At 61.5% G+C, this 19,157-nt stretch carries 21 protein-coding genes; 13 read left to right on the top strand and 8 right to left on the bottom strand.

The genetic code is table 11. The features are described 5' to 3' along the window. The first annotated feature begins 26 nt into the window (after positions 1-26). The 3 genes from PLD_RS11195 to PLD_RS11185 are packed head-to-tail and all read left to right on the top strand — an operon-like array spanning position 27 to position 1,646. Positions 27-527, top strand: a complete 501-nt coding sequence (locus tag PLD_RS11195; protein WP_159892570.1) for an RDD family protein — start codon at positions 27-29, stop codon at positions 525-527. A 36-nt stretch (positions 528-563) separates the two neighbouring features. After that, a complete protein-coding gene (locus PLD_RS11190; RefSeq protein WP_159892568.1) occupies positions 564-893 on the top strand; it encodes a DUF6388 family protein in 330 nt (109 codons plus the stop codon). A 48-nt stretch (positions 894-941) separates the two neighbouring features. After that, positions 942-1,646, top strand: coding sequence for a YoaK family protein (locus tag PLD_RS11185; protein WP_159892566.1), 705 nt, complete (start codon positions 942-944; stop codon positions 1,644-1,646). 12 nt (positions 1,647-1,658) lie between these two features. Here PLD_RS11185 and PLD_RS11180 read toward each other — a convergent pair whose 3' ends face one another. Then, a complete protein-coding gene (locus PLD_RS11180; RefSeq protein WP_159892564.1) occupies positions 1,659-2,408 on the bottom strand; it encodes an SDR family oxidoreductase in 750 nt (249 codons plus the stop codon). A 186-nt stretch (positions 2,409-2,594) separates the two neighbouring features. Here PLD_RS11180 and tusD point away from each other — a divergent pair, with 186 nt between their 5' ends. The 6 genes from tusD to PLD_RS11150 all read left to right on the top strand — a co-directional run bounded on the left by tusD (position 2,595) and on the right by PLD_RS11150 (position 6,067). Next, positions 2,595-2,987, top strand: coding sequence for a sulfurtransferase complex subunit TusD (tusD, locus tag PLD_RS11175; protein WP_159893480.1), 393 nt, complete (start codon positions 2,595-2,597; stop codon positions 2,985-2,987). 1 nt (position 2,988) lies between these two features. Next, positions 2,989-3,351 carry a sulfurtransferase complex subunit TusC gene (gene tusC / locus PLD_RS11170; protein ID WP_159892562.1) on the top strand — a complete coding sequence of 121 codons (363 nt, stop codon included), beginning with the start codon at positions 2,989-2,991 and terminating at the stop codon, positions 3,349-3,351. Beyond that, positions 3,351-3,647, top strand: a complete 297-nt coding sequence (gene tusB / locus PLD_RS11165) for a sulfurtransferase complex subunit TusB (protein WP_159892560.1) — start codon at positions 3,351-3,353, stop codon at positions 3,645-3,647. Before tusC ends, tusB begins: the two co-directional genes overlap by 1 nt. Further along, positions 3,644-3,979: a TusE/DsrC/DsvC family sulfur relay protein gene (locus PLD_RS11160; protein WP_159892558.1), complete on the top strand. Its 336-nt coding sequence runs from the start codon at positions 3,644-3,646 to the stop codon at positions 3,977-3,979. Before tusB ends, PLD_RS11160 begins: the two co-directional genes overlap by 4 nt. Then, on the top strand, positions 3,976-4,977 hold the full coding sequence (locus PLD_RS11155) for a glycosyl transferase family protein (RefSeq protein WP_159892556.1): 1,002 nt from the start codon (positions 3,976-3,978) through the stop codon (positions 4,975-4,977). The genes PLD_RS11160 and PLD_RS11155 overlap by 4 nt, the downstream gene beginning before the upstream one ends. Positions 4,978-5,065: 88 nt before the next feature. Beyond that, a complete protein-coding gene (locus PLD_RS11150; RefSeq protein ID WP_159892554.1) occupies positions 5,066-6,067 on the top strand; it encodes a glutathione S-transferase family protein in 1,002 nt (333 codons plus the stop codon). Between the two features lie 64 nt (positions 6,068-6,131). Here PLD_RS11150 and cysG read toward each other — a convergent pair whose 3' ends face one another. From cysG to ftsK, 6 genes are all read right to left on the bottom strand, one after another. Further along, the gene (cysG, locus tag PLD_RS11145) at positions 6,132-7,526 is read right to left on the bottom strand and encodes a siroheme synthase CysG (protein ID WP_159892552.1); all 1,395 of its coding nucleotides are present in this window, start codon (positions 7,524-7,526) and stop codon (positions 6,132-6,134) included. Further along, entirely contained in the window at positions 7,527-8,807 is a 1,281-nt protein-coding gene (serS, locus tag PLD_RS11140; protein WP_159892550.1) for a serine--tRNA ligase, read from the bottom strand. It lies immediately after the preceding gene. 16 nt (positions 8,808-8,823) lie between these two features. Then, complete coding sequence (crcB, locus tag PLD_RS11135; protein ID WP_159892548.1) at positions 8,824-9,198, bottom strand: fluoride efflux transporter CrcB; 375 nt, start codon at positions 9,196-9,198, stop codon at positions 8,824-8,826. Further along, positions 9,195-10,520 carry a replication-associated recombination protein A gene (locus tag PLD_RS11130; protein ID WP_159892546.1) on the bottom strand — a complete coding sequence of 442 codons (1,326 nt, stop codon included), beginning with the start codon at positions 10,518-10,520 and terminating at the stop codon, positions 9,195-9,197. The genes crcB and PLD_RS11130 overlap by 4 nt, the downstream gene beginning before the upstream one ends. 33 nt (positions 10,521-10,553) lie before the next feature. Further along, a complete protein-coding gene (gene lolA / locus PLD_RS11125; RefSeq protein WP_159892544.1) occupies positions 10,554-11,177 on the bottom strand; it encodes an outer membrane lipoprotein chaperone LolA in 624 nt (207 codons plus the stop codon). A 68-nt stretch (positions 11,178-11,245) separates the two neighbouring features. After that, positions 11,246-13,654 carry a DNA translocase FtsK gene (ftsK, locus tag PLD_RS11120; protein WP_159892542.1) on the bottom strand — a complete coding sequence of 803 codons (2,409 nt, stop codon included), beginning with the start codon at positions 13,652-13,654 and terminating at the stop codon, positions 11,246-11,248. A 295-nt stretch (positions 13,655-13,949) separates the two neighbouring features. On the opposite strand from ftsK, the gene trxB reads away from it, so the two are divergent. From trxB to infA, 4 genes are all read left to right on the top strand, one after another. Beyond that, entirely contained in the window at positions 13,950-14,900 is a 951-nt protein-coding gene (gene trxB / locus PLD_RS11115; RefSeq protein ID WP_159892540.1) for a thioredoxin-disulfide reductase, read from the top strand. A 72-nt stretch (positions 14,901-14,972) separates the two neighbouring features. Then, complete coding sequence (aat, locus tag PLD_RS11110; protein WP_159892538.1) at positions 14,973-15,653, top strand: leucyl/phenylalanyl-tRNA--protein transferase; 681 nt, start codon at positions 14,973-14,975, stop codon at positions 15,651-15,653. Between the two features lie 58 nt (positions 15,654-15,711). Next, positions 15,712-16,419 (top strand): arginyltransferase, encoded by a 708-nt coding sequence (locus PLD_RS11105; RefSeq protein WP_159892536.1) that lies wholly within the window; start codon positions 15,712-15,714, stop codon positions 16,417-16,419. Between the two features lie 100 nt (positions 16,420-16,519). Then, a complete protein-coding gene (gene infA, locus PLD_RS11100; RefSeq protein ID WP_002553999.1) occupies positions 16,520-16,738 on the top strand; it encodes a translation initiation factor IF-1 in 219 nt (72 codons plus the stop codon). A gap of 126 nt (positions 16,739-16,864) precedes the next feature. Here the strand turns inward: infA and clpA are convergent, their stop codons facing one another. After that, positions 16,865-19,135: an ATP-dependent Clp protease ATP-binding subunit ClpA gene (clpA, locus tag PLD_RS11095; protein ID WP_159892534.1), complete on the bottom strand. Its 2,271-nt coding sequence runs from the start codon at positions 19,133-19,135 to the stop codon at positions 16,865-16,867. Positions 19,136-19,157: the final 22 nt, after the last annotated feature.

Genomic DNA, 19,157 nt, shown 5'->3' with positions numbered 1-19,157 from the left:
GTGATGGAAAAACCTTGGAATCGACCATGAAAGTCTCAAGAACCCAACTGATCCTGCGCCGCGCCGCCGCCTTCATGTTCGACCAGGTGCTGGCGCTGGCGGTGTATGTGTTCCTGTCGCTGAGCCTGCACGGGGTACTGGCGTTGCAGCCGGTCAGACGGTGGCTCGACCTCGAGCAACAGACGGGGCTGGAGCCCTACCTCCACTCAATGCTGTTCATGCTGGTCTGGCCCTTGTACTTCGTGGCCTGGGAGTATTTCTTCAAGGGCCGGACGCCCGGCAAGTGTGCCCTGGGCCTGGTGGTGATCAACGCCGCCGGGACGCCGCCGACGCTGATCCAGGTACTGATCAGAAGCGCCACCCGCTATCTGGAGGCCGCTTTCGCCTTTGTCCCGCTGATGGCCTGCGTGGAATCAAGCCGCTGCCAGCGAATAGGCGATATGCTCGCCCGCACCTACGTGATCCCGCACAAGGATCTGCAGCAACTACGCAGTCAAATGCCAGCACATACCCTGTCCCGGGCTTGATGCCTGAAGACTGCCCGTTCCCCTCAAGGAGCCCCGATGCCCGCCGATGCCCTGCCCCACGAAATAGCCTTGGAAAAATTTCTCGCCGCCCGCCCCGAACTGCGCGAAGCCCTGGACAAGCTCAATCCGCTGGAGGCCCAGGTCAAGGGCGAGACGCCCGAGCAGTACCGCAACGAACGCCTGCATGAAGCCTTTGAAGCCCAAGCCGAGCGCCTGGGGCTGTTCGCCTGGGAGTTGAGCCTGCAACTGACCGCCGCCAGCCCCGAGGAGTTCCATGCCCAGCGCCTTGAGGTGCACAAGGAGGTGGCGGAAATGGCCGGCATGCCCTGGGATGACTATTGCGCCCTGCATCACCTCGCCCCATAGCCTTGACCCGCACGCGTCCCCCGCAGTCCCTGTTCAGGAGAACCGACGATGTTGCCTTCAACTTCCACCCAAGCGGCCAGCGCCGCCTTGCAGTACACGCAGAAATGGCGCGGGCGGGTCGGCCTCGGGCTGGTGGCCTGCCTTTCGGTACTGGCTGGCATGACCGACGCCATCGGCTTCATGGCCACCGGCGATTTCGTTTCCTTTATGAGCGGCAACACCACACGCCTGGCGGTGGCCATCAGCGATGGCGAGCTGGGGCTGGTGCTGCGCCTGCTGCTGTTGGTGGCGACCTTTGTCGTCGGCAACGCCCTGGGCGTAGTGGTCAGTCGCCTGGCCGGGCACCGCGCCCTGCCCTTGCTGCTGAGCATCGGCGCATTGCTCTGCGCCTCTGCCGCCTGGCCCTTCGACCAGCACCTGCCGGCCCTGCTGGCGGCCATCATCGCCATGGGCATGCTCAATGCGGCGGTGGAGGAAGTGAACGGCCTGCCCATTGGCCTGACCTATGTCACCGGGGCCCTGTCGCGTTTTGGCCGTGGGCTGGGACGTTGGATGCTCGGTGATCGGCGCAACGGCTGGCGGGTGCAACTGGTGCCGTGGAGCGGGATGTTCGCCGGAGCGGTGCTGGGTGCCCTGCTGGAACAGCACCTGGGGCTCAAGGCGCTGTATGTCAGCGGGTTGTTTGCCGCCCTGCTGGGCATCGCGTCATTGAAGATTCCGCGCCGCTGGCAACTGGGCTACAAGACCCGCTGACCTGCGCCGCCGTCAGTCGAACAGACCGCCGCAGTCGGTATCGATGACAATCGACGACAGGCTGATGTGACGTGGTCGGGTCAGGGCGAAAACCACTGCTTCCACCACGTCGCGGTTGGTGCCCTGCTGGCCTTTGTGCCGTGCCGGAACCTGCTGCCAGGCCGGGTCCAGCGGCGAGATGTCTTCCAAGTACGGCGGATGCACGCACAACGAGCGCACCGGCGTGCCCTTGAGTACCTGGCGCAGACCGTCGGCCAGGGCCAGTTGCCCGTGCTTGGCCGCGTAGAACGGCAGCGACACGCTGTGCAGGGGGGCATTGGGCAAGCCGCTGATGGAGCCGATGGTGACGATGTCCGGGCGCCGCGAGGCCTTGAGCGCCGGCATCAGCCCCTGGGTCAGGAGAAAGGTGCCCGTCAGGGCCGCATCGATCACTCCGGTGACCTCGGCCGCACTGTGGGGCTGCTCGCTGGCCTCCAGCCACATGGCGCCGTTGTTGATCAGAATGTCCACCCGGGGCTGGCGCACATGAATCTCCGCCAGGGCCACCTTGACACTCTCGCTGCTGGCCAGGTCCACCACCACGCAATCAGCAGCCTGGCCGGTGCGCGTCTTGATGGCCGCGCTCACTTGCGCCAGGGCTTCGGCGTTGCGCCCACAGAGAATCAACTTGCAGCCCAGGTCCGCCAGACTGATGGCCAGTGCCGCGCCCAGACCACGACCGGCACCGGTGACCACCACCACCGCCGAATTCAAATCCATCATCCCTTGCTCCTTGTCCCAGGTTGATTGAAGGCGCGAGTCTATCCCTGGTTGCTGCTTCAGGGCCCGGGCAAAGCTTTACCCGATATGTCCTGAGCTCCCGGAGCCAGAGCCTTCGGGGCGAAAGGGGTTTAGCCGATCCACGGAGAAAGCTTTATCATGGCCGCAGTTTTATCCATCGAGTCCGTCATGAAGTTCGCCATCGCCCTGTTCTCTGCCGCTCACGCGCCGTCCTCGCGCCGCGCCCTGCTGTTCGCCCAGGCGGCGCTGGCGGGCGGGCATGAGATTGTCCGGCTGTTTTTCTACCAGGACGGCGTCTACAACGCCGCCAACAGCATCGTCACGCCCCAGGACGAACAGGACCTGCCCCGGGAATGGCGCGACTTTGTCGAGCAGCATCAGCTCGATGGCGTGGTGTGCATCGCCGCCGCCCTGCGTCGGGGTGTGTTGAATACTGACGAAGCCCAGCGCTATCAGCGCACGGCGGTGAACGTCGAGGCCCCCTGGGAACTGTCGGGGCTCGGCCAGTTGCATGACGCGGTACAGGCCGCGGACCGCCTGATCTGTTTTGGAGGGGCGTGAGATGGCCAAATCCTTATTGTTGATCAGCCGTCAGGCGCCGTGGTCCGGCCCCGGTGCCCGGGAGGCCCTGGACATCGTCCTGGCCGGCGGCGCCTTCGACCTGCCCATCGGCCTGCTGTTTCTCGACGATGGCGTGCTGCAACTGGCACCGGGGCAACAGGCTTCGTTGCTGCGTCAGAAAGACCTGAGCGCCAACCTGCAGGCGCTGTCGCTGTTCGGCGTCGACGAACTGTTCGCCTGCAGCGCCAGCCTCGCCGCCCGTGGCCTGGACCCGGCCGCCTTGAACCTTGACGCTGTACAACTACTGGCCGCCCCGGAACTGGCGGCGATCATCGACCGCTTTGACCAGGTGATTACCCTCTGATGTCGATCTTGCATGTGTTGTCCCACTCGCCCTTCACCGACACCCGCCTGAGCAGTTGCCTGGGTTTGCTAGGCAGCGCCGACGGCCTGCTGCTGTGCGGCGATGCCGCCTATGCCTTGCAACCGGGCACGACGCTTTACGGCGAACTGGGCGTCCGTGACGGCCTGAAGCTGTATGTGCTGGAAGAAGACTTGCGAGCCCGGGGCCTGGAGCTGCCAACCTGGGCCCGCGCGGTGGATTACCCAGGCTTCGTCGCCCTGTCGATTGAGCATGACAAGGTCAACACCTGGCTATGAGCACCCTGACTGTAGGCACCCGCGCTATCGAACTGGACAAGGACGGTTACCTGGTCAACCTCGACGACTGGTCCGCCGAAGTGGCGCAAGCCCTGGCCGCCAACGAAGAGCTGGAGCTGAGCCCGGAACACTGGGAGATCCTCGAACTGTTGCAGGGCTTCTATCAAGAGTTCCAGCTGTCCCCAGCCACCCGCCCGCTGATCAAGTACACCGCCCTCAAGCTGGGCCCGGACAAGGGCAACAGCCTGCACCTGAACCGACTGTTCAAGGGCACTCCCGCCAAACTTGCCGCCAAGCTGGCGGGCCTGCCGAAGCCGACCAATTGCCTATGAACGATTTCGCCCCCCTGCTCACCCAGACCCCACAAGAGCATCCGTTCGCCCAGTTCGTGCGCATCCTTGGCAAGGGCAAGCGCGGTGCGCGCAACCTGACTCGCGAGGAAGCCCGCGAGGCCATGGGCATGCTACTGGACGACAAGGTCGAGGACACTCAGCTCGGTGCCTTCCTCATGCTGCTGCGGCACAAGGAAGAAAGCCCGGAAGAGCTGGCAGGCTTCACCGAAGCCTTGCGCGAACGCCTCAACGCCCCGGCGATCGCCCTGGACCTCGACTGGCCGACCTACGCCGGCAAGAAGCGCCACCTGCCCTGGTACCTGCTGGCGGCCAAGTGCCTGGCGCAGAACGGCGTGCGCATCCTGCTCCACGGTGGCGGCGCCCATACCGCCGGGCGCCTGTACACCGAACAATTGCTGGAACCCCTGGGGATTGCCCTGTGCCGTGACTGGCCATCGGTCGGCAAGGCACTGGACCAGGGCAACCTGGCCTTCATGCCGCTAGGCGACTGGGCGCCACAGCTGCAACGGATGATCGATTTGCGCAACATCCTCGGCCTGCGCTCGCCGATCCACTCCCTGGCTCGCCTGCTCAACCCCCTGGGTGCCCGTTGCGGCCTGCAGAGCATCTTCCACCCCGGTTACCAGGCGGTGCACCGCGATGCCAGCGGACTGCTGGGGGACAACGTGATCGTGATCAAGGGCGATGGCGGCGAGATCGAGATCAACCCGGACACCACCAGCCATCTGTACGGCAGCACCGGTGGGGTCAGTTGGGACGAGGAATGGCCGGCCCTGTCGGCCCAGCGTCATGTGAAGCCGGCCAGCCTCGACCCCGAGCACCTCAAGGCGTTGTGGCGTGGCGAGGTACAAGACAGCTATCCGCAACTGGCCCTGCTGGCGACCATGGCCCTGGCCTTGCGCGGTTTGGGCACGCCGCGGGAACAAGCCTTCGCGCTGGCCCAGCAGTACTGGGATGCCCGGGACAGATCGATTTAATCGATCAAAACCGCCCATGCTTTGCGCTTTTTGTTCGAACCCAGGGGCATAGACTGCACGCCAACGCACAATAGCTGAGGAGCCTGACATGGGGCTGTTGATCGAAGGGCGCTGGCATGACCAGTGGTACGAAAGCGGCAAGGACGGCGCCTTCCAACGGGAACAGGCGCAACGCCGCCACTGGGTCACCGCCGACGGCAGTCCCGGCCCCAGCGGCGAAGGCGGCTTCGCTGCCGAGGCCGGGCGCTACCACCTGTATGTCTCCCTGGCCTGCCCCTGGGCCCACCGCACCCTGATCCTGCGCAAGCTCAAGAGCCTGGAACAACTGATCGACGTCTCGGTGGTCAGCTGGCTGATGGGCGAGAACGGCTGGACTTTCGACAGCGCCTACGGCTCCAGCGGCGACGGACTGGATCACTTTGACTTCATGCACCAGCGTTATACCGCCGACAGCGCCGACTATACCGGCCGCGTCACCGTGCCAGTGCTGTGGGACAAGCAGCAACAGCGCATTGTCAGCAACGAGTCGGCAGAGATCATCCGCATGTTCAACAGCGCCTTCGACGGCCTGACCGGCAATGCTCTGGACTTCTACCCGCAGCCGCTGCGCGCACCCATCGATGAACTCAACGCACGCATCTACCCCGCGCTGAACAATGGCGTGTACCGTGCCGGGTTCGCCACGTCACAACAGGCCTATGAGGCGGCGTTCGATGACCTCTTCACCGAGCTGGACGCCTTGGAGGCGCTGTTGGACAAACAGCGCTACCTGGCCGGCGAGTACCTGACCGAAGCCGATGTGCGGCTGTTCACCACGCTGATCCGTTTCGATGCGGTGTACCACGGCCACTTCAAGTGCAACCTGCGGCGGATTGCCGATTACCCGAACCTGTCGAACTGGCTGCGGGAGCTGTATCAATGGCCGGGGATTGCCGAAACCGTTGATTTTGCCCATATCAAGGGGCACTACTACGCCAGCCATAAGAGCATCAACCCGACCGGGATCGTGCCAAAGGGGCCGTTGCAGGATTTCAGCCGCGGCCATGATCGGCAGCGATTGGGTGGGCATGGAGTTTGGCGCAGGGGTTGAGGGGGCGTTCGCTGGCCAGCCGACTCCTATGCAGATCGTGGAGCCGGCTGGCCGACGAAGCTTTTCAGACCTCGGACTGGGCGCCTTCGAACCAGGCCAGCTTTTCGCGCAACTGAACCACTTCGCCAACAATCACCAGGGTCGGCGCGTGCACTTCGTGCTCTGCCACCAGCGCCGGCAGGTTGGCCAGGGTGCCGGTGAACACTCGCTGATTGCGGGTGGTGCCCTGCTGAACCAGCGCTGCCGGGGTGTCGGCGCCGCGCCCGTGCTTGATCAGTTGCTCGCAGATGGTCGGCAAGCCCACCAGGCCCATGTAGAACACCAGGGTCTGGGCCGGTGCCACCAGGTCGCTCCAGGGCAGGTTGCTGGTGCCGTCCTTGAGGTGACCGGTGACAAAGCGCACCGACTGTGCGTAGTCGCGGTGAGTCAGGGGAATCCCGGCATAGGCCGAGCAACCACTGGCTGCGGTAATCCCCGGCACCACCTGGAACGGAATGCCGTGGGCCGCCAACTCTTCGATCTCTTCGCCACCCCGGCCGAAGATGAACGGATCGCCACCCTTGAGCCGCACCACCCGCTTGCCTTGCTGGGCCAGGGTCACCAATTGCTGGTTGATCTGCTCCTGGGGCACGGCGTGATCGGCGCGGCGCTTGCCAACGTAGATGCGCTCAGCATCGCGGCGGCACAGTTCGAGAATCGCCGGCGCCACCAGACGGTCGTAGAGCACCACGTCGGCCTGTTGCATCAGGCGCAGGGCGCGGAAGGTCAGCAGATCCGGATCACCTGGGCCTGCGCCCACCAGATACACCTCGCCCGGAGCATGGGGCGCTTCACCGGCAATCTTGGCCTGCAACAGACGCTCGGCTTCCGCACCCTGCCCCGCCAGCTGGCGATCGGCGATGGGACCCTGGAATACATCCTCCCAGAACGCCCGGCGCTGCTGCACATCCGGAAACAGGCCCTTGACCTGTGCCCGAAAACGCGCTGCTAACCCGGCCAACTGGCCATAGGTGGAAGGAATCCAGGTTTCCAGCTTGGCCCGGATCAGCCGCGCCAGCACCGGCGCATCGCCGCCGCTGGAAACCGCAATAACCAAGGGCGAACGGTCGACGATGGCCGGGAAAATCACGCTGCACAGGGCCGGCGCGTCCACCACGTTGACCGGCACGCAACGCCGATGGGCGTCGGCGGAGACCTGGGCATTGAGGGATTCGTCATCGGTGGCGGCGATGATCAGGGTGCAGCCGTCGAGGTCGGCCTCGACATACCCACGCGGCAGGGACTCACCGCCGCTGGCGACGATCAGTTCCTGCAATTGCGCTTCTATTTCAGGTGCGACCACTCGCAGCTGCGCACCGGCATCGGCCAGCAGACGGGATTTGCGCAAGGCAATCTCCCCCCCACCGACCACCAACACACGACTGCCGCGAAGGTTGTGAAACAGCGGCAGATAGTCCATTTAGCCGATGACCTCAAGGCCACCCATGTACGGCTTCAGCACGTCCGGCACACGGATCGAACCGTCGGCCTGCTGGTAGTTCTCCAGCACCGCCACCAGGGTGCGCCCCACGGCCAGGCCGGAACCGTTGAGGGTGTGCACCAGCTCCGGCTTGCCGGTTTCCGGGTTGCGGAAACGTGCCTGCATGCGCCGGGCCTGGAAGTCGCCGCAGTTGGAGCACGAGGAGATCTCGCGGTACTTGTCCTGGCTCGGCACCCAGACTTCCAGGTCGTAGGTCTTGACCGCGCTGAAACCCATGTCGCCGGTGCACAGGGCCAGTACGCGGTACGGCAGTTGCAGCAGTTGCAGGACTTTCTCGGCGTTGGCGGTCAGGCCTTCCAGGGCTTCCATGGAGGTCGATGGCTCGACCACCTGGACCATCTCGACCTTGTCGAACTGGTGCTGGCGGATCATGCCGCGAGTGTCGCGACCCGAGGCACCGGCCTCACTGCGAAAGCACGGCGTGTGGGCGACGAACTTCAGCGGCAGTTGCTTGGCGTCGAGAATCTCGCCGGCCACGATGTTGGTCAGCGACACTTCAGCGGTCGGGATCAGGTACAGATCGGCTTCGCCTTCGCGAGTGATCTTGAACAGGTCTTCCTCGAACTTCGGCAGCTGGCTGGTGCCCACCAGGGCCGGGGCCTGCACCAGGTATGGGGTGTAGGCCTCTTCGTAGCCGTGCTCGCCGGTGTGCAGGTTGATCATGAACTGCGCCAGGGCGCGGTGCAGACGGGCAATCGGGCCGCGCAACAGGGCGAAGCGCGCGCCGGACAGCTTAGCGGCGGTTTCAAAATCCAGCCAGCCGTGGGTTTCGCCCAGGGCCACGTGATCCTTGATCGGGAAGTCGAAGGTGGTCGGGGTGCCCCAGCGGCGCACTTCAACGTTGCCGTCTTCGTCTTCACCCACCGGCACCGATTCGTGAGGCAGGTTGGGAATACCGAACAGGATCGAGTCCAGTTCGCTCTGGATGTTTTCCAGCTCGACTTTGCCGGTGCTCAGCTCGTTCCCCATGCGCTCAACGTCGGCCATCAGCGGGGCGATGTCTTCGCCGCGTTGCTTGGCCTGGCCGATGGACTTGGAGCGCGCGTTACGTTCAGCCTGCAGTTGCTCGGTGCGGGTCTGCACGGTCTTGCGCTGCTCTTCCAGCGCTTCGATGCGTGCCACATCCAGGGCAAAGCCGCGGGATGCCAGACGATCCGCTACGTCCTGGAGGTTGCTACGTAACAGTTTGGAATCGAGCATGTCGTTCTCTCGTTTATCAAAGTTTGGTCAAGGACAGGCCGGCCCAGGTAGCAAGCAGCCCGCCGAATACGCTCAGTGCCGCGTAGCCCAGGGCCAGCGCCACTTGTCCACTTTCCAGCAGACGCACGGTATCCAGTGAAAAGGATGAAAAAGTCGTCAGGCCACCGAGGAAGCCCACTATCACGCCGGCGCGTACTTCGATCGGCACTTCCGGACGGACCAGGAACAGTCCGTACAACACGCCGATCAGCAGGCAGCCCACGATATTAACGGCCAGCGTCGCGGTATAGAAGTGCCGCGGCCAATTGCCGCTGATCCAGTTGGCGCTGGCAAAGCGTAACAAGGTGCCTGCCATGCCGCCGGCGGAGACTGCGAGGATCAGAGGAATCAAGGTTTTCTCCGCTGCTGGGGGCTGGCCCGGTCCAGAGCCGCCAAGTGCTTGAGTTTTTCGCCGATCTTCAGTTCCAGGCCACGGGGCACCGGCTGATAGAGGGACAGGGGTTCGAGCTCTTCGGGAAAGTAGTCTTCACCGGCGGCGTAGGCATCCGGCTCGTCATGGGCGTAACGGTATTCATCGCCATAGCCCAACTGTTTCATCAGCTTGGTCGGGGCATTGCGCAGATGGATCGGCACTTCCAGGGAACCGTGCTCGGCAGCGGCGCGCATCGCAGCCTTGAAGCCCATGTACACGGCATTGCTTTTCGGCGCGCAGGCCAGGTAGGTGATGGCCTGGGCCACTGCCAGTTCGCCTTCGGGGCTGCCCAGGCGCTCCTGTACATCCCAAGCCGCCAGGCACAGGCTCAGGGCTCGCGGATCGGCGTTGCCGATGTCTTCGCTGGCCATGCGCACCACGCGCCGGGCCAGGTACAGCGGGTCGCAGCCGCCGTCGAGCATGCGTGCAAACCAATACAGGGCGCCGTCGGGGTTGGAGCCGCGCACAGATTTATGCAGCGCGGAAATCTGGTCGTAGAACGCCTCGCCGCCCTTGTCGAAACGCCGACGGGTATCCCCCAGCAGGCTTTGCAACAGATCAACGCCGATCTCGCCGCCGTCTTCCGCCAGGTCCGAGGCGTTTTCCAGCAGGTTGAGCATGCGCCGGCCATCGCCATCGGCCGCCGACAGCAGCACCTGGAAGCCTTCATCGCTCAGGCTCAACTGGCGCTTGCCCAGTCCTCGCTCTTCAGTCAGCGCGCGCTGTACCAGGGTGCCCAGGGCCGCTTCATCCAGGCTTTTGAGCACATACACCCGTGCTCGGGAGAGCAAGGCGTTATTGAGTTCGAAAGACGGGTTTTCCGTGGTGGCGCCGATAAAGATCAGGGTGCCGTCTTCCACATAGGGCAGGAAGGCATCCTGCTGCGACTTGTTGAAGCGATGCACTTCGTCGACGAAGAGGATAGTCCGCCGACCGTATTGACCGGCCTGTTGCTTGGCGATCTCCACCGCCTGGCGGATCTCCTTGACCCCGGCCAACACCGCCGAGACGGTTTCGAAGTGAGCGTCCGAGACTTCGGCCAACAGTCGTGCCAGGGTGGTTTTGCCCACTCCCGGCGGGCCCCAGAAGATCATCGAATGCAGGGCACCCTGCTCCAAGGCTTCGCGCAGCGGCTTGCCCCGGGCCAGCAGGTGCTGCTGGCCGACGTACTCGTCCAGGTTGGTGGCACGCAAGCGTGCGGCCAGTGGCTGGGCGATCGGGGCACTACGAAACAGGTCCATGGACTACCTTCGACACCTTGCGGTTGCGGCTGCTTACTCTTGGATCACATCGGCACCCTTGGGGATGTCGAACTTGAACTTGGACGCTGGGATCGCTTCGTTGGCCTTGACCCCGGTGAACAGGATATTGGTGCGCTGACCAACGCTGTCAATCAACTGCATGTCGTTGATCATGCCGTTACGGAACGACAAGCGCAGGCTGTCGAACAAGGTATCGCGGGTTTTCGGCTTGAGGGTGAAGTCCATCACGCCACCGGCTTCCTTAGAGGTGATGTCGAAGCTTTCGCTGATCTTCGACACGTCACCGGACAGCAGCAAGGCTGGAGTCTGGGTCAGGCGCTGATCGAGCTTCTTGATGGTCACCTGCTCCAGGTCCGGGTCCCACAGCGAGACTTTCTGGCCATCGGAAACCATCAGTTGCTCTTGCGGCGCGTCGGTGTGCCAGTAGAACAGACCTGGACGCTTCAGGGACATCTCGCCCGCGGTTTCCTGCAACTGAGTGCCGCTGCCGTCGAGGGTCAGTTGGGAAAAACGCGCGGTCAGGGTCTGGGACTTTTCCAGCAGCTGGGTCAGGCGCGCCGCGTCTTTGGGATCGGCGTGGGCGGACAAGGTGGTCACAGCCAGTACCGGCAGCAGCAACATGCGAATCAGGCGCATGGAATTCCTCATAAATTGGATGGATGTACGAGCGGCGTGACCTCACGCCGCTGATATCGAAACAAGCATCAGTCGCGCACCGGACCCGGCGCCAGCACTTCGCGGGAGCCGTTGGTGTTCATTGCCGTCACCACCCCGGCCATTTCCATGGCCTCAATCATCCGGGCGGCGCGGTTGTAGCCAATCTTCAGTTTGCGCTGTACCGCCGAAATCGAGGCCCGGCGGCTTTCCAGGACAAACTGCACGGCTTCGTCGTACAGCGCATCGGCTTCCGGGTCATCGCCGTCACCGCCGCCACTGCTGCCCTCAAAACCACTGCCCGCCTCTTCGACACCGTTGAGGATGTCGTCGTTGTATTCCGGCGCGCCGCGCAGTTTCCAGGCCTCCACCACGCGGTGCACTTCATCGTCGGAGACGAAGGCGCCGTGGACGCGGATCGGCAGGCTGGTGCCCGGCGGCATGTAGAGCATGTCACCGTGCCCCAGCAGTTGTTCGGCGCCACCCTGGTCGATGATGGTCCGCGAGTCGATCTTGCTCGACACCTGGAATGCCATGCGGGTCGGGATGTTGGCCTTGATCAGGCCGGTGATCACATCCACCGACGGCCGCTGGGTCGCGAGGATCAGGTGGATACCGGCGGCCCGGGCCTTCTGGGCGATACGGGCGATCAGCTCTTCGACCTTCTTGCCGACGATCATCATCATGTCGGCGAATTCGTCTACCACCACCACGATGGTCGGTAACTTGGCCAGCAGCGGTGCTTCGTCGTGGATGCTTTCGCGGTTGTACAGCGGATCGGCCAGCGGTGTGCCGGCGTCGATGGCTTCCTTGACCTTGGCGTTGAAGCCCGAGAGGTTGCGCACGCCCATCTTGGCCATGAGTTTGTAGCGCCGCTCCATCTCAGCCACGCTCCAACGCAGAGCGTTGGCCGCGTCCTTCATGTCGGTGACCACCGGGCACAGCAAGTGCGGAATGCCTTCGTAGATCGACAGTTCAAGCATCTTCGGGTCGATCATGATCAGCTTGGCGTCTTCCGGGCCGGACTTGAACAGGATCGACAGGATCATCGCGTTGACCCCCACCGATTTACCGGAACCGGTGGTACCGGCCACCAGCAGGTGAGGCATTTTCGCCAGGTCGGTGATGATCGGCTTACCGCCGATATCGTGCCCCAGGGCCAGAGTGACCGGGGATTTGAAGTTGTCGTATTCCGGGGTCGAGAGCACTTCGGAGAAGCGCACGATCTGCCGGTCTTCGTTGGGAATCTCGATACCCACGGTGGTCTTGCCGGGAATCACTTCCACCACCCGCACGCTGGTCACGGCCAGGGAACGGGCCAGGTCCTTGGCCAGGTTGGCGATACGACTGACCTTGACCCCCGCCGCTGGCTGGATTTCGTAACGGGTAATCACCGGGCCCGGATGAATCGAATCCACCGTCACTTCGACGCCGAATTCCTTGAGTTTGATTTCCAACAAGTGGCCGATGGCCGCCAAGGACTCGGGGGAATAATTGAGTTGCTTCTTTTCGGCCGGGTCGAGGATCGAAATCGGCGGCAAAGTGCCTTCTACCGCGCTGTCGACAAACAGCGGCGCCTGTTTCTCTTTCTGCACCCGCTTGCTTGGTTCTGGAGGCTTGGTGGCCACCGGCGTGATCACTGGCGGCACCTGCTTTTCGCGCTCGGACATGTGTTTGCTCAACGCTTGCTCACGTTCGATAAGGCGCTCCTTGGCCTTGGCCTGCTCACGCTTGTCGACAACGCTCGGAGCTACCACCTCATCGACCCGCGCATCCACCTCCCGCAGTTGCGCTACCAACTGTTTGCGCTCAACGCGAGCATCCCACCAACGGTTAGCCGCGCCTTGGAACAGCTCGAACAGATCGAGGGTAATCTTGCCGGTGACGTCCATCACCTTGAACCATGACAGGTCGGTGAACACCGTCAGACCGAACAGGAACAACGCAATGAACATCAGGGTGCTGCCCTGGACGTTCAAGGCGTTTTTGGCCAAATCGCCCAGGCTTTCTCCCAGCGCCCCACCGGCACCGGCGGGCAGGCCCGTGGCCGCATGAAAATGGATGTGCGCCAAGGCCGCGCCAGACAACACCAAAAACACCAGGCCGATCAGCCGCCAGGAAAACAGCCAGCCGCTCCACTGCCAGGGTTCATGGCGCTGACGGAAGATCTGGTAAGTCTTGATCGCCAACAGCAAGGGGAAGATATAAGCGAAGTAACCCAACACCATAAACAGGATATCGGCGCTGTAAGAGCCCGCAGGGCCACCGAAGTTCTGCACATCTTCAATCTTGCTGTTATGACTCCAACCCGGATCATCTTTACCGTAGGTCAGAAGTGCCATCATCAAGAACAGACACAGGGCTCCAATGGCGATCAACGCACCTTCCTTGAGCCGGTAGTGCAATTGTTGACGCCAGAGCGGAACAACAGGTTTAGGTGTTGCGGTGGATTTCTTCAAAACGCGTCTTTTCCTGCGCCATAAGCGCGTCCAACGGGTGATTGACTACAAGATATTGCTCAAACCGAGCAGGTAAATAAAGTTGACCGGCGTAACTGGGGCTACTTTTAACACTCTGCCCCTTGCTTCTGAAACGGTGCAATTCTGAATAAGCCTGGTACATCGTCGTATTGTACGGGTTTGTTCACACCGTGCCACGTCAGAACAGTCTGTTAAGCATAGCCAATTGCGTAATACGCACTGTTCAATTGGAGCATGCATTCTCTTTTGTGACAAAGGCTTATGAGGTGTTTTTATGAACCAAACGAAGCATTCACGCCTGATCATTCTGGGCTCCGGCCCTGCCGGTTACAGCGCCGCCGTTTATGCCGCGCGTGCCAACCTCAAACCGACAGTGATCACTGGCCTGCAAGCTGGCGGTCAACTGACCACCACTACCGAAGTCGACAACTGGCCCGGTGACGTCGAAGGCCTGACAGGGCCGGTATTGATGGAGCGCATGCAGAAACACGCCGAGCGCTTCGACACCCAGATCGTCTATGACCACATCCACACCGCTCAGTTGCAACAGCGGCCGTTTATCCTCATCGGCGACAGCGGCACCTACAGTTGCGACGCGCTAATCATTGCCACCGGCGCATCGGCCCAATACCTGGGCCTACCATCGGAAGAGGCGTTTGCCGGCAAAGGCGTTTCCGCCTGCGCTACCTGCGACGGCTTCTTCTATCGCAATCAGGTGGTCGCTGTGGTGGGCGGCGGCAACACAGCCGTGGAAGAAGCACTGTACCTGTCGAACATCGCCAAGGAAGTGCACTTGGTCCACCGCCGCGACAAGCTCCGCGCAGAGAAAATCCTCCAGGACAAACTGTTCGACAAGGCCACCAACGGCAATATCCGCCTGCATTGGAACCAGCATCTGGACGAAGTACTGGGTGATGCCAGCGGCGTCACCGGTGCCCGCCTCAAGGACAGCCATAGCGGAGAAACCAAGGATCTGGCACTGGCTGGGGTGTTTATCGCCATCGGCCACAAGCCCAATACAGAGCTGTTCCAGGGACAACTGGAGATGCGCGACGGCTACCTGCTGATCAAGGGTGGCAGCGAAGGCAATGCCACCGCCACCGGCATCCCGGGAGTATTCGCCGCCGGCGATGTGGCCGATCACGTCTACCGCCAGGCCATTACGTCCGCCGGTGCCGGCTGCATGGCAGCTCTGGATGCAGAAAAATTCCTCGACGACAACTAAGCCCACGCCCTAGGCTTGTGGCGGGCCATCATTGGCCCGCCACCGCCCTCCCCTGCCGTAAGTCTGGATGCCATGCTGACCTGGTTACAACGCAACAAGCTTGATTTCCCCCCATTGGAAAAGGCCATGCGCGAGCCCAACGGGCTGCTGGCTGCAGGCGGTGATCTGTCCGCCGATCGCCTGATTCAGGCCTATCGTCATGGCTGCTTCCCTTGGTTTTCCGAGGGTCAACCGATCCTCTGGTGGTCCCCCGACCCACGCACCGTGCTACTGCCGGACGAGCTGCATGTCTCCCGCAGCCTGGGCAAGCTGCTGCGCAAAGAGCGCTATCAAGTGACGTTCGACCAGGACTTCGCTGCGGTCATCAGTGCCTGCGCAGCACCTCGGGCTTATGCCGACGGCACCTGGATCAGCGAGGCGATGCAACAGGCCTATTTGCAATTGCACCAGCGCGGCTATGCCCATTCGGTTGAAGTCTGGGATCAAGGCATGTTGGTGGGAGGGCTGTACGGCCTGGCCATGGGCCAACTGTTTTTTGGCGAATCGATGTTCAGCCGTGCCGACAACGCCTCGAAATTCGGATTCGCCACCCTGGTACAGCATCTGAAGGCGTGGGGATTTGTATTGATCGACTGCCAGATGCCTACCGAGCATCTGCACAGCTTGGGTGCGCGCTCCATTTCCCGACCAGAGTTTGCTGGCTACCTTACGCATCACCTGGATCAGCCGAGCCGCGCCATATGGGTTTCCTAGGCGGGTTTTACGGCTGTGGCTTACACTTAATTTCAAAGCTTATTCCGAGGGTTGACTCATGACCGAGTTGGCGCGTCTGAAGTTTTATGCCACTCAACCCCACTCCTGCAGCTACCTGCCCGACGAACAGGCCACCACCTTGTTCCTCGATCCCAGCCAGCCCATGGACGTGCATGTGTACGCGGACCTGTCGGAAATGGGCTTTCGCCGCAGCGGCGACCATCTGTACCGCCCCCACTGCCAGAACTGCAACGCCTGCGTGCCAGCGCGCATTCCTGTAGCGCAGTTCCTGCCCAACCGTCAGCAAAAACGCATTCTCAAGCGCAACAGCGACCTCAGCGTACAAGCGGCCAAGCCGGGGTTCAGCGAAGAGTATTTCGAGCTCTACCAACGCTACATTGAGCAACGCCACGCTGACGGCGATATGTTCCCCCCCAGCCGCGACCAGTTTTCGACCTTTCTGGTGCGCGACCTGCCGTTTTCCCGCTTCTACGAATTCCGCCTGGATGGGCGCTTGCTGGCCGTGGCCGTTACCGACCTGCTGCCGAACGGCGTTTCGGCGGTGTACACCTTCTATGAACCCGACGAAGAACGCCGCAGCCTGGGACGCTATGCAATTCTTTGGCAAATCGGCGAAACCCTGCGCCAGGGCCTGGACGCGGTATACCTTGGCTACTGGATCAAAAACTGCAAAAAAATGAACTACAAGACCCAATATCGCCCCATAGAGCTGCTGATTAACCAGCGATGGGTGATGCTCAACTAGAAGGTCTTGGCTTAAACGTCACTTTTCGGGCACAATGCACGCCGCTTTTGCCTGGCGCAGTTGCACCGGGCCATTCATTGGATACCGAGGGCTTTACTGCATGTCGAAAGAAGACAGCTTCGAAATGGAAGGCACTGTCGTCGACACCCTGCCCAACACCATGTTTCGTGTGGAGTTGGAAAATGGGCACGTCGTAACCGCGCATATTTCCGGCAAGATGCGCAAGAACTACATTCGTATTCTTACCGGTGACAAAGTGCGCGTCGAGCTGACGCCCTATGACTTGAGCAAAGGGCGCATCACCTACCGCGCTCGCTAAGCAAGTCAATACAAAACGCCCGGTTATGCCGGGCGTTTTTGTTCGTCTGCAAAAAAAATTTTAAGTCCCAGATAGTACAAAGGCACCCTCCGGTGCCTTTGTCGGTACTGCTGCGTTACGCGATCATCAAGCCATTTCCGCCGTGGTCTCGAAATCGAAGGTCAACTCGCCATCCTTGATGTCGATGTGTACCACACCGCCATGATCGGACAATTCGCCAAACAGGATCTCCTCGGCCAAGGGACGCTTGATCTTGTCCTGAATCAAACGCGCCATCGGGCGCGCGCCCATCGTCACATCGTAACCACCGGCGGCCAGCCAACTGCGAGCGGCATCGGTCACTTCCAGCTGCACGCGCTTGTCTTCCAACTGCGCTTGAAGCTCGGTAAGAAACTTGTCCACCACGCTCTTGATCACTTCGTGACTCAGGCGACCGAACTGGATAATAGTGTCCAGACGGTTGCGGAACTCCGGCGTGAAGCTCTTCTTGATCACTTCCATGGCATCGGTAGAGTGATCCTGATGAGTAAAACCAATGGACGCTCGCGCCGCGGTTTCAGCGCCTGCGTTGGTGGTCATGATGACGATCACATTGCGGAAATCCGCCTTGCGCCCGTTGTTGTCGGTGAGGGTGCCGTGATCCATCACCTGCAGCAGCAGGTTGAAGACTTCCGGATGCGCCTTCTCGATTTCATCAAGCAGCAATACGCAATGCGGCTGCTTGGTGATCGCCTCAGTCAGCAAGCCACCCTGGTCGAAACCGACATAGCCGGGAGGCGCACCAATCAAGCGCGATACGGTGTGCCGCTCCATGTACTCAGACATATCGAAGCGCACCAGCTCGATCCCCATGGCCTTGGCCAACTGCCGAGCTGCTTCGGTCTTGCCGACACCGGTAGGTCCGGCGAACAGGAACGAACCCACCGGCTTGTCCGGCGACTTCAGCCCCGCACGGGACAGCTTGATCGCAGTAGACAACGAATCGATCGCCGCATCCTGACCAAACACCGTCAGCTTGAGATCACGCTCAAGGTTGCGTAGCAGCTCTTTATCGGAACTGGTGACATGTTTTGGCGGAATGCGGGCAATTTTCGCCACGATGTCTTCAACCTGAGCCACCTCAATGCGCTTCACGCGCTTCTCGGCCGGCTGTAGACGCTGGTAGGCACCCGCCTCGTCGATGACGTCGATGGCCTTGTCCGGCATATGCCGGTCATTGATATAGCGCGAGGCCAATTCAGCCGCGGCACGCAGGGCTTCATCGCTGTATTCGATGCTGTGATGCTGCTCGAAACGACCTTTGAGACCTCGCAGGATGCCGATGGTGTCCTCAACCGAAGGCTCGGACACATCGACCTTCTGGAAGCGCCGAGCCAGGGCCCGGTCCTTCTCGAAGATTCCACGGAATTCCTGGAAGGTGGTCGAACCGATGCAACGGATATCACCTGAGGACAGCAGCGGCTTGAGCAGATTCGAGGCATCCATTACCCCACCGGAAGCCGCACCGGCACCGATGATGGTATGAATCTCGTCAATGAACAGAATCGCCTGGGGACGCTTCTTCAACTCGCCCAGCAACGCCTTGAAACGCTTCTCGAAGTCGCCGCGATACTTGGTACCCGCGAGCAGCGCCCCAAGATCCAAGGAGTAGACAACACTGTTGTTCAGTAGATCAGGCACTTGATTGTCGACAATGCGCTTGGCCAACCCTTCGGCAATCGCAGTCTTACCCACACCCGCCTCACCCACCAACAACGGATTGTTCTTACGTCGACGAGCGAGGATCTGCGCAACGCGCTCGACCTCCTGCTCGCGACCGACCAGCGGATCAATCCGCCCTTGACGGGCCAGCTCATTGAGATTACTGGCATAGGCATCCAGCGGATTGCTCGAAGAAGACGACTCGCCACCTTCCTCGTCCTGCATATCCTGCTCACCTTCAGAGTGATCACCATGCCCAGGCACCTTGGAGATGCCATGAGCGATGTAATTGACCACGTCGATACGGGCAACACTCTGCTGCTTCAGCAGAAACACCGCCTGGCTCTCTTGCTCACTGAAGATTGCCACCAGCACATTGGCACCGGTGACCTCGCGCTTGCCCGAGCTCTGTACATGAAAGACAGCACGTTGCAATACACGCTGAAACCCCAGAGTAGGCTGAGTCTCGCGATCCTCATCGTGTACAGGAATCAATGGCGTGGTGGAGTCGATGAACTCCTGCAGATCATGCTTGAGTTTGTCGAGGTTGGCTCCGCAGGCACGTAAAACAGTGGCGGCGGCCTCATTATCCAAAAGAGCCAGCAGGAGATGCTCGACGGTCATGAACTCATGACGCTTCGAACGGGCCTCCTTGAAGGCGAGATTGAGGGTGACTTCGAGCTCGCGGTTTAACATAGCTTCACCTCATACCCAAGTG

Origin of the sequence: Pseudomonas sp. LD120, from assembly GCF_009861525.1 — a bacterium.
Taxonomy (GTDB): domain Bacteria; phylum Pseudomonadota; class Gammaproteobacteria; order Pseudomonadales; family Pseudomonadaceae; genus Aquipseudomonas.
The sequence above is the reverse complement of the archived record's forward strand: the minus strand, read 5'-3'. Positions and strand labels throughout refer to the sequence as shown.

Excerpts from the sequence above, each read along its gene's own strand:
- serS (WP_159892550.1), bottom strand. The coding sequence starts at position 8,807 with ATGCTCGATTCCAAACTGTTACGTAGCAACCTCCAGGACGTAGCGGAT.
- aat (WP_159892538.1), top strand. The coding sequence starts at position 14,973 with ATGCTGACCTGGTTACAACGCAACAAGCTTGATTTCCCCCCATTGGAA.
- PLD_RS11130 (WP_159892546.1), bottom strand. The coding sequence starts at position 10,520 with ATGGACCTGTTTCGTAGTGCCCCGATCGCCCAGCCACTGGCCGCACGC.
- lolA (WP_159892544.1), bottom strand. The coding sequence starts at position 11,177 with ATGCGCCTGATTCGCATGTTGCTGCTGCCGGTACTGGCTGTGACCACC.
- clpA (WP_159892534.1), bottom strand. The coding sequence starts at position 19,135 with ATGTTAAACCGCGAGCTCGAAGTCACCCTCAATCTCGCCTTCAAGGAG.
- infA (WP_002553999.1), top strand. The coding sequence starts at position 16,520 with ATGTCGAAAGAAGACAGCTTCGAAATGGAAGGCACTGTCGTCGACACC.
- PLD_RS11185 (WP_159892566.1), top strand. The coding sequence starts at position 942 with ATGTTGCCTTCAACTTCCACCCAAGCGGCCAGCGCCGCCTTGCAGTAC.
- PLD_RS11150 (WP_159892554.1), top strand. The coding sequence starts at position 5,066 with ATGGGGCTGTTGATCGAAGGGCGCTGGCATGACCAGTGGTACGAAAGC.
- PLD_RS11105 (WP_159892536.1), top strand. The coding sequence starts at position 15,712 with ATGACCGAGTTGGCGCGTCTGAAGTTTTATGCCACTCAACCCCACTCC.
- PLD_RS11160 (WP_159892558.1), top strand. The coding sequence starts at position 3,644 with ATGAGCACCCTGACTGTAGGCACCCGCGCTATCGAACTGGACAAGGAC.
- PLD_RS11180 (WP_159892564.1), bottom strand. The coding sequence starts at position 2,408 with ATGATGGATTTGAATTCGGCGGTGGTGGTGGTCACCGGTGCCGGTCGT.
- tusB (WP_159892560.1), top strand. The coding sequence starts at position 3,351 with ATGTCGATCTTGCATGTGTTGTCCCACTCGCCCTTCACCGACACCCGC.
- PLD_RS11190 (WP_159892568.1), top strand. The coding sequence starts at position 564 with ATGCCCGCCGATGCCCTGCCCCACGAAATAGCCTTGGAAAAATTTCTC.
- PLD_RS11155 (WP_159892556.1), top strand. The coding sequence starts at position 3,976 with ATGAACGATTTCGCCCCCCTGCTCACCCAGACCCCACAAGAGCATCCG.
- PLD_RS11195 (WP_159892570.1), top strand. The coding sequence starts at position 27 with ATGAAAGTCTCAAGAACCCAACTGATCCTGCGCCGCGCCGCCGCCTTC.
- tusD (WP_159893480.1), top strand. The coding sequence starts at position 2,595 with ATGAAGTTCGCCATCGCCCTGTTCTCTGCCGCTCACGCGCCGTCCTCG.
- tusC (WP_159892562.1), top strand. The coding sequence starts at position 2,989 with ATGGCCAAATCCTTATTGTTGATCAGCCGTCAGGCGCCGTGGTCCGGC.
- cysG (WP_159892552.1), bottom strand. The coding sequence starts at position 7,526 with ATGGACTATCTGCCGCTGTTTCACAACCTTCGCGGCAGTCGTGTGTTG.
- trxB (WP_159892540.1), top strand. The coding sequence starts at position 13,950 with ATGAACCAAACGAAGCATTCACGCCTGATCATTCTGGGCTCCGGCCCT.